The sequence below is a fragment of the Vibrio toranzoniae genome (assembly GCF_024347655.1).
Classification (GTDB): domain Bacteria; phylum Pseudomonadota; class Gammaproteobacteria; order Enterobacterales; family Vibrionaceae; genus Vibrio; species Vibrio toranzoniae.
The window spans coordinates 2,082,285-2,097,274 of record NZ_AP025514.1 but is presented as its reverse complement, the minus strand read 5'-3'; the positions used below and the strand labels follow the sequence as shown (position 1 = coordinate 2,097,274).

16 protein-coding genes and 1 pseudogene are annotated in these 14,990 nt (G+C 44.3%); 12 read left to right on the top strand and 5 right to left on the bottom strand.

All coding sequences use genetic code 11. From position 1 onward, the window contains the following. The first annotated feature begins 8 nt into the window (after positions 1–8). Together OCU50_RS09295 and OCU50_RS09290 are read left to right on the top strand one after the other, a co-directional pair. Positions 9–971 carry a helix-turn-helix transcriptional regulator gene (locus OCU50_RS09295; RefSeq protein ID WP_060468084.1) on the top strand — a complete coding sequence of 321 codons (963 nt, stop codon included), beginning with the start codon at positions 9–11 and terminating at the stop codon, positions 969–971. Between the two features lie 186 nt (positions 972–1,157). Further along, complete coding sequence (locus OCU50_RS09290; RefSeq protein ID WP_060468083.1) at positions 1,158–1,676, top strand: lipocalin family protein; 519 nt, start codon at positions 1,158–1,160, stop codon at positions 1,674–1,676. Positions 1,677–1,776: 100 nt separating this feature from the next. Here the strand turns inward: OCU50_RS09290 and OCU50_RS09285 are convergent, their stop codons facing one another. Together OCU50_RS09285 and OCU50_RS09280 are read right to left on the bottom strand one after the other, a co-directional pair. Continuing rightward, on the bottom strand, positions 1,777–2,151 hold the full coding sequence (locus OCU50_RS09285; RefSeq protein WP_060468082.1) for a hypothetical protein: 375 nt from the start codon (positions 2,149–2,151) through the stop codon (positions 1,777–1,779). Between the two features lie 73 nt (positions 2,152–2,224). After that, positions 2,225–2,530, bottom strand: coding sequence for a monooxygenase (locus OCU50_RS09280; RefSeq protein WP_060468081.1), 306 nt, complete (start codon positions 2,528–2,530; stop codon positions 2,225–2,227). Between the two features lie 174 nt (positions 2,531–2,704). Here OCU50_RS09280 and OCU50_RS09275 point away from each other — a divergent pair, with 174 nt between their 5' ends. Continuing rightward, a complete protein-coding gene (locus OCU50_RS09275) occupies positions 2,705–3,601 on the top strand; it encodes a LysR family transcriptional regulator (protein WP_060468080.1) in 897 nt (298 codons plus the stop codon). Between the two features lie 22 nt (positions 3,602–3,623). Here the strand turns inward: OCU50_RS09275 and OCU50_RS09270 are convergent. Beyond that, positions 3,624–3,722 (bottom strand): annotated as a pseudogene (locus OCU50_RS09270) (TetR/AcrR family transcriptional regulator); the annotation flags it as partial. 655 nt (positions 3,723–4,377) lie between these two features. Between OCU50_RS09270 and cyoA the strand changes: the two are divergent. From cyoA to OCU50_RS09240, 6 genes are all read left to right on the top strand, one after another. Then, complete coding sequence (gene cyoA, locus OCU50_RS09265) at positions 4,378–5,274, top strand: ubiquinol oxidase subunit II (protein WP_082710335.1); 897 nt, start codon at positions 4,378–4,380, stop codon at positions 5,272–5,274. 5 nt (positions 5,275–5,279) lie between these two features. Then, positions 5,280–7,358 (top strand): cytochrome o ubiquinol oxidase subunit I, encoded by a 2,079-nt coding sequence (gene cyoB / locus OCU50_RS09260; RefSeq protein WP_060468078.1) that lies wholly within the window; start codon positions 5,280–5,282, stop codon positions 7,356–7,358. Continuing rightward, a complete protein-coding gene (cyoC, locus tag OCU50_RS09255; protein ID WP_010439790.1) occupies positions 7,348–7,965 on the top strand; it encodes a cytochrome o ubiquinol oxidase subunit III in 618 nt (205 codons plus the stop codon). The genes cyoB and cyoC overlap by 11 nt, the downstream gene beginning before the upstream one ends. Beyond that, complete coding sequence (gene cyoD, locus OCU50_RS09250; protein WP_010439794.1) at positions 7,965–8,276, top strand: cytochrome o ubiquinol oxidase subunit IV; 312 nt, start codon at positions 7,965–7,967, stop codon at positions 8,274–8,276. Before cyoC ends, cyoD begins: the two co-directional genes overlap by 1 nt. Positions 8,277–8,284: 8 nt before the next feature. Next, the gene (cyoE, locus tag OCU50_RS09245; RefSeq protein WP_201023949.1) at positions 8,285–9,154 is read left to right on the top strand and encodes a heme o synthase; all 870 of its coding nucleotides are present in this window, start codon (positions 8,285–8,287) and stop codon (positions 9,152–9,154) included. A gap of 127 nt (positions 9,155–9,281) precedes the next feature. Continuing rightward, positions 9,282–10,148, top strand: a complete 867-nt coding sequence (locus OCU50_RS09240; RefSeq protein ID WP_060468076.1) for a DMT family transporter — start codon at positions 9,282–9,284, stop codon at positions 10,146–10,148. 81 nt (positions 10,149–10,229) lie between these two features. On the opposite strand, the gene OCU50_RS09235 is transcribed toward OCU50_RS09240, so the two are convergent. After that, a complete protein-coding gene (locus tag OCU50_RS09235) occupies positions 10,230–10,724 on the bottom strand; it encodes a peptidylprolyl isomerase (protein WP_060468075.1) in 495 nt (164 codons plus the stop codon). 328 nt (positions 10,725–11,052) lie between these two features. Between OCU50_RS09235 and OCU50_RS09230 the strand changes: the two genes are divergently transcribed. Then, positions 11,053–12,009, top strand: coding sequence for a glycosyl transferase family protein (locus OCU50_RS09230; RefSeq protein ID WP_060468074.1), 957 nt, complete (start codon positions 11,053–11,055; stop codon positions 12,007–12,009). Between the two features lie 120 nt (positions 12,010–12,129). Here OCU50_RS09230 and OCU50_RS09225 read toward each other — a convergent pair whose 3' ends face one another. Further along, positions 12,130–12,426 carry a hypothetical protein gene (locus tag OCU50_RS09225; RefSeq protein WP_060468073.1) on the bottom strand — a complete coding sequence of 99 codons (297 nt, stop codon included), beginning with the start codon at positions 12,424–12,426 and terminating at the stop codon, positions 12,130–12,132. Between the two features lie 418 nt (positions 12,427–12,844). Here OCU50_RS09225 and OCU50_RS09220 point away from each other — a divergent pair, with 418 nt between their 5' ends. Both OCU50_RS09220 and OCU50_RS09215 read left to right on the top strand, forming a co-directional pair. Next, positions 12,845–13,261, top strand: a complete 417-nt coding sequence (locus OCU50_RS09220) for a CBS domain-containing protein (protein WP_060468072.1) — start codon at positions 12,845–12,847, stop codon at positions 13,259–13,261. A gap of 142 nt (positions 13,262–13,403) precedes the next feature. Beyond that, positions 13,404–14,864, top strand: coding sequence for an MATE family efflux transporter (locus OCU50_RS09215; protein ID WP_060468071.1), 1,461 nt, complete (start codon positions 13,404–13,406; stop codon positions 14,862–14,864). The last annotated feature ends 126 nt before the right edge of the window (positions 14,865–14,990 follow it).

Here is a 14,990-nt window from a genome sequence, read left to right as displayed (position 1 = left end):
ACAACCGGATGAGTATTGTTAGTGCAGTTTTCAATACTTTTCAGTCAAAACTCTCATTTAGATGGTTTGATACGTATACTTTCAATATTAAAAAGTCACTGAGTATTGCAATGAAGGGTTACTTGGAAAAAGTGCCACAACGAATTGGCACGTCATGGCGTTACAAGAGAATTATTGAGAACAGTAAAAGCTATGGTTGGCACCGACATGAAGAGTATGAGATAGCGATTCATCGTCACTTTTCTGGTCATAGCCTTGTTGGGCATCACCAAAGTAATGTGTTTCACAACCACATGATTTTGGTTGGTCCAGATTTGCCACATGCTATCTATTCAGAAGAGAGCGCAGACGACTCGCGAATGTGTGAAACGCATGTGGTTTGGTTTCGCAAAGACTGGATAGAGCAATTAATCACGTGTTGCCGCGAGCTCGAACCGCTGCGTGCTTTGTTGGAAGATTCTAAGAAAGGGCTGCAGTTTTCGCCTGTTACCGCAGAAAAAGCGACGGAACTGTTAAACAAGGTGATGGTTCAGTCGCCACATCAACAACTGCTTACATTATTCGCTCTGTTTTCGTTATTACTTGATGATCAAGAGGTAGTTCAATTGATTAACCCTATTTTCAATTCAGGTGACGAAGATGAGGTCAGCGATAAGCTGGATAAGATTGAAGCCTTCTTGGTGAAGAACTTTATCCGCAATATCTCGGTTAACGACTTAGCCAGTCACCTGTACATTAGTGAGAGTAGTGTTAGGCGGCTATTTCAAAAGCATTACAACGAGAGTTTTAGTCAACGGCTAAAGAAAATTAGGCTCAATGTGGCATGTGATTTATTGATTAACACCTCATTACCAGTGAGTTTGATTTTGGAGAAAGTAGGGTATGACAATCAAGCCAATTTCAATCGTCAGTTTAAATCGTATAAGCAGGTGACACCGACTCAATATCGAATGGCAATGAAGCGGCATTGATTAATCGATTCATAGGTTTAGATATTTAGAGGCTAGAGGTTTTTTGGGGGGCAGCAATTCATATAAGCTTATGAATAGTTTACCGTTATATGAACCATATAAGCGGATTTAACGTATTATCAAGGATGTAAGTTAAAGATCTAACATGACTTACTCGAATTACTATGAAAACAAATCGAGGTTAGGATGAAGAAAATACTATTGCTGCTGAGTGTCATTCTATTGGGGGGATGCGTGGGCATGCCTGAAACTGTAAAGCCCGTTCAACAGTTTGAATTAGATAGATACTTGGGTAAATGGTACGAAGTGGCTCGCTTAGATCACTCTTTTGAACGTGGTCTCCATAGCATCAGTGCTGAATATAGCCTGCGTGATGATGGTGGCGTAAAGGTGATTAACCGCGGTTATTCAGATGAAGATGGCGAATGGACCGAAGCGGAAGGCAAAGCCTATTTTGTCGAGGGCAGCGATCAGGGTTATCTGAAGGTGTCGTTCTTCGGACCATTTTACGGCGCTTATGTGGTGTTTGAATTGGACCAAGAGAATTACCAATACGCGTTTGTTTCAGGACCAAATACCGATTACTTGTGGCTGCTTTCTAGAACCCCAGAAGTCTCGTCTGAGGTCATGGAGAGGTTCAAAGCGATGTCTAAAGAGCGTGGCTTTAACACTGACGAGCTGATTTTCGTGGAGCATAATAAATAAGCTGAATGCGCTAGGTTAACGACAGTTGATTGAGAAAAAGGAATAGATGATGAGTGCATCTGTTCCTTTTTTATTGGTTTGATTTGGTATTCTGTATGAACTAGCCTTGTTGACGAACCTGCAACACGCTGAGCACCGATAGTGAAAGGAAGAACGCAGGGTCACTCCAACCAAAGCCAATAAAAATTCCTGTAAACGCGGCATACAAGGTAATGATGGCACCCAGCATATTGGCCACAACCAAACCTTGTACGAGCTTTTTGGCACTGACTCCGGGTTCAATATCTCGTAGTAACCATGTTATCGCTGCAATACCACCAAGGAAGATACTGGTGTGTTGAGAGAGAAAGTAAGCGTACTTATCATTAATTTCTACGCCGTATATAGGCCACATCACCGTTGGTAGGAAAAACAACGCGAAGGCAAACCCTGCGTAAATGATGCCGTGTAGGCTTAAAAACGTTTTATTGTTCATTATGTCGATCTCTCTTTCAACTTAGTGATATCGCTAATCAGTCTTTTTACTCAATACTGGAATGAGCGATGCGTTAAGCGTTGATTGGGCCTTTGTTAATGGTAGTTAATGGCTGATTGACGTCAAAAATTACGCCACGTACTTCCTGTACACCCATCTGTTGCAGGCGAGCGGCATGCATCGCTAGGTAAGTCTCTGCACTGATCTGGTCTTCGAAAAGGTATACACCACCGCCCAGTTTTTCAGTTTCGTTTTCCGTCCAGATTTTCCAGATCATACCCGGTTCGTTGTTAATAGACTTTGCTAGGTCAACGAGTGCGTTCGACATCTCTTCACCAAATGGGCCGCTAAACTCAAAATCGACTTGTAATAATTTCATGGTTATTTCTCCAAACAGTTACTTGGTATTGCGCTGAGACTCATGGTCATTTCCAAAATATAGAAGGCTTGATTACCCGTTGTGTTAGGTATTACCTGTTGAAATAGATATTACCTGTAAAAAATAGACAGAAAAGTTCATAATATAGTTAGTAACTGTCAGGATTTTAGACCGATGAGATTGAAAACCACCCTCGACCAATGGCAAACCCTTTACGAGATTGACCGTGCAGGCAGTATTCAGGCAGCGGCGCTGCAATTGAACAAGAGCCACACCACGCTGATTTATGCTTTGAGAAAGTTGGAGGATCAATTAGGCATGACTTTAGTGCAGGTCGAAGGTCGTCGTGCTGTGCTGTCGGAAGATGGAAAGTCACTGCTGCGCCGAGCGAGTAGTATGCTGGAACAAGCCAGAGAGTTGGAGTTGATCAGTGAACAACTGGCGAAAGGTGTAGAGTCTGAAATTGTGGTTGCGGTTGATCACTTATGTTGTCTTGAACGCCTTTATCAACCGATGGCTACATTTTTGGCGGAGAACAACACCACATCAATACAAGTGATTGAAACATCATTGTCTAAGACGACGGAAATGGTGACTCAAGAACTGGCCGATGTGGCTATCATCAACCTGCCTATTACTAATTACTCAGCAGAAGCCTTTGGTTTTACGATGATGGAGCCTGTCGTTGCTTGCTCGAACCCATTAGTTAAGGCATCGTCTGTATCGCTTAATCAGTTATCGTCGCTACCACAAATTGTGGTGCGAGACTTAGGATCGGTAGGAAAGCTAGCTGAGAAAAAGGATGTAGGGTGGTTGAAGTCGAGTCAGCGTATTACGGTCGATAACTTCGATCATGCGTTTGGCGCGGTAGAGCAGGGCGTGGGTTATTGTCGATTACCAAAGCACATTGTTGAAAGTCGAGTAAGTGACAAGCTCACGGTACTCAATGTCGAAAATGGCAGTGGATATCATGTTCCGCTTCATCTTACTTTGCCAAAAGGGGCAAAGACAGGCCCTGCTGCAAAACGGTTCTACGAATTACTGCTAGAGTCAGCTCCTCCTGCTAACTAACCCTAATTCATTTGGGGTCAAACTAGCGAGGTTGGTTGCTGTTTAAGAATAATGCAACACATCCACGCGTGTAATTCAGTCTTTCATTATCAGACTCGCCGTTGTCGTGTCCGAAGAATGCACTCAGACCTTCGTGTTGACATCTTTGCCAGTTTTCTGCTGAGTATAGCTGACATGATTATCATAAAAAGCAAGATGTTATTTAAATACCTTATGAGTATCTGTCTGAAGTGATATCTTTTAAAAATACCATTTAAATAGTATGTGATTTCATTAACGTGATCTTCGTCATGTTTTCATTGATTCGCACTTTCTAATATGCCTCGATCTTACCTTGTGCTTTGGTGGGAGGTACTTGTTCATACATCTCTCTTTAAGCCCTTACCAGCATTGGCCTAATTCATGTAGCACGCAATTGTCGCGCGTCAAAATTGCGTTCTCTTTCTTATATTCTGCCTTTATTAATGAAAGGTTAGTTTCCAAGTTTGTTTGGTGAGCTTTCCATTTCAACTCTTCATAATGCGCCAAATGTAACAATACATTTCAAAGTGTAACAATTAAGTCATGTTTTTTGTGTGGTTTTAACCGTGCGGCAATGTTTCGGCTGCGCAGCACTGTCGTTTTAATTTGGCAGTTTTGACTATGCAGAAATGGGTTTAATTCAGTTTCGCTTTGAGATGCGTCGTTTCACATGCTCAACACATAAATATTCTAATGACCATGACAACCAGTACTCGGGCGTTCGTTCTGAGGCTGGATAACCATCGAGAAAGTTAATGGAAGCTTCAAGATATAAACGCATTTTATCGAGAGCAAATCTGTCGAGGATTGGTTTGGTGGGAACCGTCCTGATGCTCGAAGGATGTAACTCCGCATTGCTCGACCCAAAAGGTAGCGTTGGCGTTCAGGAAAAGGAGCTGATAATCACGGCTCTATTGCTGATGCTGATTATCGTCATCCCCGTGATTCTGATGACCATCTACTTTGCTTATAGATACCGCGAAAGCAATACCACAGAAGAGTATGCACCTGACTGGGCGCACTCAACCAAGATCGAAGTTGTGGTATGGACGATTCCAATCATCATCATCGCGATTTTAGCCACCATCACTTGGCGAACAACACACGAACTAGAGCCTTCCAAGCCTCTGGAAAGTGATGTGCAACCTATGGTGATCGAAGTGGTCTCTCTGGACTGGAAGTGGCTGTTCATCTATCCGGAGCAAAACATTGCGACGGTTAACTATGTTGCGTTCCCGAAAGATGTTCCGGTGACGTTTAAGCTAACTTCAGACAACATCATGAACGCGTTCTTTATCCCGCGTCTTGGTTCGCAGATCTACGCGATGCCGGGAATGGTGACCAAGCTGAATTTGATTGCTAACCATGAAGGTGACTTCAAAGGTTTTGCATCGAACTACAGTGGTAAAGGGTTCTCACAGATGAAATTCACTGCGTCAGCCATGCCTGATCAAGTGGCGTTTCTAAACTGGGTGGAAAAAGTGAAAGCTAGCCCAGACCGTATTGAAGATTGGGAGCAGTTCCGTTCATTGGCTGCGCCAAGTGTGGCTGAACCCGTCACTCTGTTCTCCAGTATCCCACCATTTTTATTCACCGATGTCGTGACCCAGCACCCTGGTTCAATGAACTGTTTGCCGGAAACCCAAGGATAATCGTCATGTTTGGAAGATTAACTCTAGACTCAATTCCCTACCACGAACCCATTATTTTGTTCACGTTAACCATGATCGCTTTAGTGGGTGGTTTAGTGGTGTATGCGGTAACCAAAGCCGGTAAGTGGCAATACCTTTGGAATGAATGGTTTACGTCTGTAGACCACAAAAAATTGGGCTTCATGTACATTGCTGTGGCGATGGTGATGTTAGTTCGTGGCTTTGCCGATGCGGTAATGATGCGTAGCCAGCAATTGCTTTCTGCAGCGGGTGAGACGGGCTATTTACCGCCACATCACTACGACCAAATCTTCACGGCTCACGGCGTGATCATGATTTTCTTCGTAGCGATGCCTTTGGTTATCGGTTTGATGAACATCATCGTGCCGCTGCAAATCGGTGCTCGTGATGTTGCATTCCCTTATCTGAATAACCTGAGTTTCTGGCTGTTTGTGGTGGGTATCATCCTAACCAACATGTCACTGGGCTTAGGTGAATTTGGCCGTACGGGTTGGTTGGCGTATCCGCCGCTGTCTGGCATTGAGGCAAGTCCGGGAGTCGGGGTCGATTATTGGATATGGGCACTGCAAATATCCGGTGTGGGTACCACGTTAACGGGTGTGAACTTCTTCGCGACCATTTTGCGCATGCGTACTCCATCTATGCCAATGATGAAGATGCCAGTATTCACCTGGGCATCTCTGTGTGCCAACATCCTGATCATCATCTCTTTCCCAATCCTAACGGTCACCATCGCGTTACTGACTTTGGATAGATACATCGGCACGCACTTCTTCACCAATGACCTTGGTGGCAACGTGATGATGTATGTGAACTTGATTTGGGCATGGGGACACCCTGAGGTGTACATCCTAATCTTGCCTATCTTCGGTGTGTTCTCTGAAGTGACTGCGACCTTTTCACGTAAAAAACTGTTTGGTTATACCTCACTGGTATGGGCGACGGTCGCCATCACAATCCTTGCGTTTGTGGTTTGGCTGCATCACTTCTTCACCATGGGCTCTGGTGCCAATGTGAATGCCTTCTTCGGCATCGCAACCATGATTATCTCCATCCCGACTGGGGTTAAGATCTTCAACTGGCTGTTCACCATGTACAAAGGACGTATCCGCTTTACCACGCCAATGATGTGGACAGTGGGCTTCCTAATCACCTTTACCGTTGGTGGTATGACGGGCGTATTGATGGCGGTTCCGGGCGCAGATTTCATTCTGCATAACTCGGTATTCCTAATTGCGCACTTCCACAACGTGATCATCGGTGGCGTAGTATTCGGTTGCTTTGCGGCTATTGGTTACTGGTTCCCGAAAGCGACGGGTTTCACTCTGAACGAACTTTGGGGCAAACGCGCATTCTACTGCTGGATCATTGGTTTCTTGATGGCGTTCTTACCGCTTTACGCTCTAGGGTTTATGGGCATGACACGCCGTTTGAGCCAAGACATCAACCCTGAGTTTTTCCCTCTACTGGCGGTTGCGGCAGCAGGTACGGGCGTGATTGCAATGGGTGTTGTTTGTCAGTTCGTTCAGATTTACGTGAGTGTTCGTGACCGCGACCAAAACCGAGATCTAACCGGTGACCCATGGGGCGGACGTACATTCGAATGGGCAACGTCTTCACCACCGCCGTTCTATAACTTTGCAAAATTGCCTAGGGGCGATGAACTAGACGCGTTCTGGTACCAAAAGCAAAGTGGCGAGTTTGACCCAACTCAGGAAGAAGAATACGAACGTATTCATATGCCGAAGAACACACCGACAGGCATTTATGTGTCGGCATGGGCGTTGGCATTTGGCTTCGCAATGATTTGGTACATCTGGTGGTTAGCCGCTGCAAGCTTAGTGGGTATCGTGGTGACGTGTATTCAACACAGCTACAACGACGATGTGGACTACTACGTGGAAGTTGAAGAGATCAAAGCGATTGAAGCGGCTCGACGTGCACAGCTTGAAGAAGCTAAGAAACAGTCAGTGAAAGGCGACAACTCTGGTCGTGGTAACAGCGCTGACGGTGACAGTGATAACAACAATAAAGATGACTTGGAGACGACGTATGCAAGCTAATACTCCGTCACACACTTATGATCTTGCACACTCGCATGATCATCACCACGAAGCTGCGGGCAATAAGTTGTTTGGCTTCTGGGTTTACTTGATGAGTGACTGTGTCCTGTTTGCCACGCTTTTCGCGACTTATGCCGTGCTTGAGAGTGGATCTATCGCAGGGCCGACAGGTAAAGACATCTTTGAACTGCCGTTCGTATTTGTCGAAACCATGATGCTGCTGTTCAGTAGTATCACCTTTGGCTTTGGCATGATTGCAATGAAGCGCAAAGACGTTACGGGACTGAAGCGATGGATAAAAGTCACTTTCGTATTGGGCTTAGCCTTTATCTGTATGGAAGTGTATGAATTCCATCACTTGATTGCAGAAGGCTATGGCCCTCAAGAAAGTGCGTTTCTTTCTGCGTTCTTTACCTTGGTTGGCACACACGGGTTGCACGTAACGTTCGGTCTGATTTGGATGGCGGTGGCGTATCACCAGCTTTCAACCAAAGGCTTGAACGACAACATGTCTATGCGTTTCCAGTGCTTAAGCCTGTTCTGGCACTTCCTTGATATCGTTTGGATTTGTGTATTTACCATCGTGTACTTAATGGGGGTGATGTAATGGAACAGCATCTAGACAGCGGTGCAACGGATTACGTGAAAGGCTTTATCGCGTCACTGATTCTGACCATTATTCCGTTCTACATTGTGTGGTCACATGCGCTACCAAGCACGGAAACTTACGTGATCTTGTTCGGTTGTGCGCTGGTACAAATCTTTGTGCACTTTAAGTACTTCTTACATATGGAAGCGAAATCTTCCGATGGGCGTTGGAACTTGGTGTCACTGATGTTTACCGCCATTGTTGTATTGATTCTTATCGCTGGCTCGGTATGGATCATCTACAACATGAACGTCAACATGAAGTTGTAGGCCAAGGTATGCTGAAAAAATATTTGTCTATTACCAAACCGGGCATCATTTTCGGCAACCTGATTTCTGTTGCGGCGGGGTTCTTCCTCGCCGCAAAAACAGAACCAGCCAGTGCGATGTTGTTACTGACGACTTTAGCGGGTGTAGGGCTTGTGATTGCATCAGGTTGCGTGGTGAACAACATCTTTGACCGAGATATCGACCAGAAAATGAAACGTACCCAGAACCGCGAATTGGTTCAGGGCAACATCAACACGGACGTGGCATTTATTTATGCGTTAGTCATGTTGTTGGCAGGCACGGCGCTGCTGTTTCAATTCGTTAATCCAATGTCTGCGGTGGTGGTGTTGCTTGGCTATGTGTTCTACGTCTTTTTCTACACCATGTGGTACAAGCGTAATTCGGTTTACGGCACCTTAGTGGGCAGTATTTCTGGCGCGGTTCCACCATTAGTTGGCTACCTTGGCGTGACGAACTACCTGAGCTTAGAAGCTGTTCTACTGTTCATCATGTTCTGTTTATGGCAGATGCCACACTCTTATGCGATTGCGATGTTCCGCATTCAAGATTACCGTGATGCCGGCATTCCTGTGTTACCGGTCAAAGAGGGCGTCGACAAAGCACATCAGCATATGAAAGCGTATGTAGTCGCGTTTGGCGCGGTTGCACTGGGGCTATTTTTGCTCGGAGAAGCGGGTTACGAATACCTAGCGGTGTCAGCTGCAGTGTGCTTTATGTGGACCAAAGTGACATTCCGCAAAGTCGATTGCCTCAACTATATTCAGTGGTCAAAGACCGTTTTCAAGGTCTCTCTGCTGGTGGTGATGAGCATCAGTGGCGTACTCGGGATAGAACTGATTCCGTTGCCTTTTTTGTAACTTCAATAGAGATATAGCCCAAAGGACTTGGTATATTGAGTAATGGATAGTATCTTGATCCTGTTGAATTTTTTATAAAAGCAACCTTGCAGAGTAAGGTTGTTTTTTTGTTATCGGACGATTGAAAATGATGAACGTGAAATCGATGCGTGGAGAACTTTACCTCCTATTTGCCACCCTGCTAGCTGGGGTAGGGTGGATCGCATCTAAGTTGGTGGTATTGGAAATGCCGGGGCCAGTGTTCATCGGTGTGCGATTTTTTGTTGCAAGCCTTATTTTATTGCCATTCTGTATTCATCATATTCGCCAGCTCTCGATTAAGCAGATCTTGTCTCTTTGCGGGGTGGGGTTGTTGCTGTCTGCCTCATTGCAGGTATGGGTATTTGCGGTTTCGGTAACCGAAAGCTTGTCTGAAGGGGCCTTTATCATGAGCTTAGCCATGATCATTGCGCCGTTTGTTTCTTGGATTCTGTTTCGAGTTAAGCCTAATCGTGCGTTTTGGTTGTCTTTCCCAATTGCGATCATCGGCATGTTATTACTGACCTTAGGCAACGGCTGGAATGTCGAACAGAGTCAGATCTATTTCTTATTGGCGTCGATGCTGCTCTCGATTCATTTTGTGATGAACAAGCGTGTGATTACTAACATCAAGCCAATTGCCTCGATCTGTATTCAGCTTTTCGTAGTCGGAGTCAGTGGTTTGGCGTTTGCGTCTATGACGACCCAGCCGGAATTTGAAATCACTAAAACGTTAGTGTTCTGGTTCATTGTGTCTGCGGTTGTTGCGACGTCTATTCGCTACCTATTACAAACGGTAGGCCAGCACTCTGTGAACATGGAAGTGGCGGCGCTGATCATGATTCTAGAACCAGTATGGACACTGTTACTGAGCGTTGGGGTGCTAGGAGAAAGTGTTGAAACGCAGAAGCTGCTTGGTGGTACGGTGATTATTGCTTCACTGTTTTGTTATATCAAATGGTCGAGACGAAAATAAAAGCCTGCGCGAATTAGGGCTGTGACAGGCTCAGTTCTATATTAGTGTTAGTCTCGCTTCGTCTTTATGTTTCCGTGATAACTATTCGTTGATGCTGACTTTAGTGATCACGATATCTTCGCAAGGCACATCTTCATGTCCCCAACGTATGGTAGTTGGTGCGGCAGCGATTTTGTTGACCACATCCATGCCCGCAGATACTTTACCAAATACAGCATAGCCCCAGCCTGCATTTGTGGTAGAGGTGTGGTCTAAAAAGTCATTGTTATCAAGGTTGATAAAGAATTGTGCTGTCGCAGAATGTGGTGAGTCTGTACGAGCCATCGCCACAGAGCCAATTACATTCTTCAAGCCACGGTTTGCTTCGTTGACGATGGGTGCACGAGTTGGTTTTTCTGTCATGTCGATAGTGTGTCCACCTCCTTGAATCATGAAACCTTCAATAACACGGTGAAATGTGGTGCCTTCGTAGAAACCATCTTGGCAGTATTTAAGGAAGTTTTTAGAGCTGACAGGTGCTTTCTCAAGGTTGAGTTCAATTTCGATATCGCCAACGTTGGTGCTCAGAATGATCATAAAGGTGCCCAATATTTGTGTTTTACAGAGTAGTGAATGTTTCAATAGGGTGCAGTATATGAAAAATCACGGCAGATGCCAGTGGTGGATTCCACGCTAGGTTTATATTTCTTTTAGCCCAATGTTTTACCGCCATTTAAAACGACTCCGATGTTGCGGGTTGTATTGCTTGCCTCGTTTTACTTCAGGCCGCTTACTTATCGATCATTAATAAACTCACTTGCAGTTATTACTATAGGCTCGAATCGCTTTGCAATGCGCTATGAGTGACATAGAATCGAAAACGTAATAAATTTTATTGATATCTACGGAAGAGAATTAACAGTCAATGAGTAGTATTTTAGAGTGTATTCGTACTGTTGGACGAGGGGAAAGAGGGCGTAAGCCTTTATCGTTCGAACAAGCCTATCGCATCATGGATGAGTATTTAAGCGGAAAGGTCGGTGACGACCAAATGGCGATGCTATTGATGTTAATTCGTGTACAAAATGAAACCAACGAAGAGATAGCTGGCTTTGTAAAAGCATTCCAATCACGAGTGCCTGACTTGGGCGCTGATATCGATTGGCCTTGCTACGCCGGTAAGCGGAACGATACCGCTAGTGGTAAACCGTGGAACTTACTTGCGGCGAAGATATTGGCAGACAATGGCTATAAAGTCTTGATGCATGGTTATATGGATAAGCCAAGCGGTCGTACACACGTTGAGACTTATTTAGATCTCGTTGGTGTCCGTAGAGCGGCCGATCCACAAGACGCGAAACAGATCCTAGAAGTTGATGGCATTGCATATCTACCTCTAGTGAATTTTGCTCCAGAAGCTCAAACGATGATTGGTTGGAAACACCGCTATGGGTTGAGGACGCCAATCAACACTGTAGTTAGAGCATTAAACCCAGGTGGTGGCCGTTTAGGGTTACGTGGCAGTTTCCACCCTGGTTTTCCTCAGTTGCACGCTGAAGTTGAGCATGTCATTGGCAATAAATCCCACTCGGTAATTTCATTCAAAGGCATGAATGGCGAGTCGGAATATAACCCCAAGGTTAGCCAAACGGTTTGGATGAGCTCACCTGAAAAGGTGGAGTCTTTCTATTGGGAAGGGACCATGAACGCAGAACTGCCTCTGCCTTCCGAATGTGTCTTGGGTACTCCGGAAGATGAGATGGAGCTAATGGCGAATAGTGTGGTTGACAGTATGACGGCGATTTTATTTGCAGAAACACATGACAAAGCTGAAGCCTATGCAAAAGCATTGCATCTTTGGGAAGTTTATTGTGAAAGTTAGCGGCAAACTAACGACATAAAATGAGAGAAGGTCAGTCGTCGTTGCTGGCCTTTTTTGTGCCTGTTTTTTGTGACTCATTTTCTAGCACAGGTATTTCGGTAAATGATTAAGTTACAAAGGTTATTTAACTCGCATCAGTCGATGCATCTTGTCTTCAAAGTGAATCTCAATCACTTGCGAGACTTTCATCTTATCTACACGATCAAGCATTTTTCCTTGATAGTCACGCTTTTTCATCCACTCTAATGGCTCTTTAAAGCCATCTTCGTTAATCACAAACGATTGGTCGGTAATGGAGCCTTCAAAGATATGCACAACCCAAATACGCGATTGGAAGTCTAATAATTCATTGAAGTAGGCTTTTAGCCTTGATAAATACTTAGATAGAGGAGTCTGAGAAGAGGTTGATAAAGGCATAGTAGACCGTATTTGAGAAATGAAAGTAGTAAGAGCAAAGTTCACAAAACCAGCGCTCCAGTGAACGAAGTGTATCGATTTAAGCCTCCACCATTGTCAAATAGTTTACCCGCTTAAAAACTCGCTACAAAATACGATATCGATACATTAATAACAATGCTGGTTAGCTTTGTTCGAGACAATATGTGTATGAATCCGCTATTTAATGAACAGACTGAGGGTGATTTCTTGTGCTCTAATGTTTCTTTTTTGTGATGTTAAAACACGCTCAAGCCTTTTGCGACCTCGCATTTTTGTCTTAGTAGGTTTTACCTATCAATAAAATTGTTGAAATCCATTTAGTAAAATCAAGATTTTAGACAACAATTAACTTAACAAGACGGAAAAGACATGACGAAAAGTATTTAGGGAGAACATAATGCATTCAATAAAAGTGAAAGATTACATGACGAAGCAGGTTGTGACATTCACTCCTGATATGCCTTTAAGTCTAGCGTTAGATAAAGTGATGCGAAGTCCTCATATGGGCGGACCTGTAATTGACGATAACGAGCAAGTTATCGGTTTCCTCTCGGAACAAGATTTATTAGACAAACTGGTCAAGGTTAGCTACTTCTGCCAAGACACACACATTGTGCGCGATTGCATGTACCAAGAGGTGTTATCGGTATCGCCTGAATTGTCCATTATTGAATTGGCAGACATGATGCAGGTTGGCAAGCCTAAAGCTTACCCAGTGATTGATAATAAAAAACTGGTGGGCATGATAACAAGATCGGATGTTTTAAGAGCAATAGGCAAGAATTTAAATGAATGCTTCAAACATCAGGTATAGTCGCGTAATACGAAAGATTATATTTTCCAATATTCTAGGTTAAAAAAGGCGCTTTGGCGCCTTTTTTATTGGTAAAGCTGTTCTTTTTAGAGCTTTACTTTGTCGATCGTTAGCTTGTGGTATTTCAGCTTTTGGAGGTTTCATGTCAAATCAAACTGCAAAGTTTGTGGAAGGTTCAACGATGCGCCATATATTGATGATGTCGGGAGCCGGCTCTGTTGGTTTGATGGCGTTATTTGTTGTCGATTTACTCGATATGTTGTTCATCAGTATGTTAGGACAGGTTGAATTGGCTGCGGCAGTTGGTTTTGCTGGGACACTCACTTTTTTCGCCACTTCAGTTTCGATTGGTACTTCAATTGCCATGGGGGCCCTGGTATCGAAAGCGATAGGCTCCAAAGGCAGAGACCAAGCTCGAAACCTTAGTGCTAGTATTATGTTGACTGCGTTTGTCATTAGTTCCACGGTGGCTACGGTTATGTTCGTTTATATCCCAGAGTTGCTGACTGCCATTGGCGCCAAAGGCGTTGCGGCAGAACGGGCTCAAGCTTACCTACAGATTTTATTGCCAAGTGGGCCATTTCTAGCACTGGCGATGGCGGCAGGTGCTGGTTTAAGAGCGGCAGGTGATGCAAAGCGTTCGATGTGGGCGACTTTGTCAGGCGGGATCGTGAACGCGATCTTAGACCCTCTATTTATCTTTGGTTTTGGCTGGAACATAGAAGGGGCAGCAATTGCTTCTGTCATTGCACGTTTTTCGGTTCTTTTCTTTTCGCTTTATCCTCTTATTCGTAGTCATCAATTGGTTGCTCTACCTTCTTTAGGGCAGTGGCGTATTAATATTCGCCCTATTTTGACAATAGCAATTCCAGCCATTATTGCTAATACAGCAACGCCGATCGGTAATGCGATCGTGACGACTGGTATCGCACAATATGGTGAGGATTTCGTTGCTGGTTTTGCGGTCATTGGTCGTTTAACGCCTGTTTGTTTTGCCGCTATTTTTGCATTATCCGGTGCCGTGGGACCAATCATTGGCCAGAACTTCGGGGCTGAAAGAATGGACCGAGTTAAAGAAACATTGAATAACTCTTTGTTAGTGGCAACGATTTACACCATTGCTGTTTGTATTGTGTTGTATTTAGCTCAGGGCTACGTGATTCAAGGCTTTAGCCTTCAGGGAGATGCGGCCATTATTGTTGCTGCTTTCTGTACTTATGTTGCCTTTACTTTTACCTTTAATGGCGCGTTATTTGTAGCGAATACTTCTTTTAATAACCTAGGTAAGCCACTTTACTCAACGGCGCTTAACTTAGGTAAAGCGACATTAGGTACTCTGCCATTCGTGTACTTGGGTTCACAATGGTATGGCGCGTTAGGCGTGTTGTATGGACAGGCATTAGGTAATATTTTGTTTGGATTGTTGGGGATCTTGGTTCTTCGTCATCATATTGCTGAGCTTATGCAAGGATCTGAAGTGGATCATGGTGAAGAGGATGTATCGGTAGTCAGTTTGAATACCCCGCCATTTTGTTCTCATGATGCTGTTCTGATCGATGATGTGTCGGCGAATCGGGAAGAATGTAAAAAATTCAAATCATGATAACACCGACGTTCTAATATAAGGTTCATCGGTTTGTAAATTTCTTCTTGACCTTGGAGCTACCTCTAAGGTTTATACTTTTGGTGAACTTAGGGTTCAGTTGTTATCAGTCAGCAACTGCCTCAA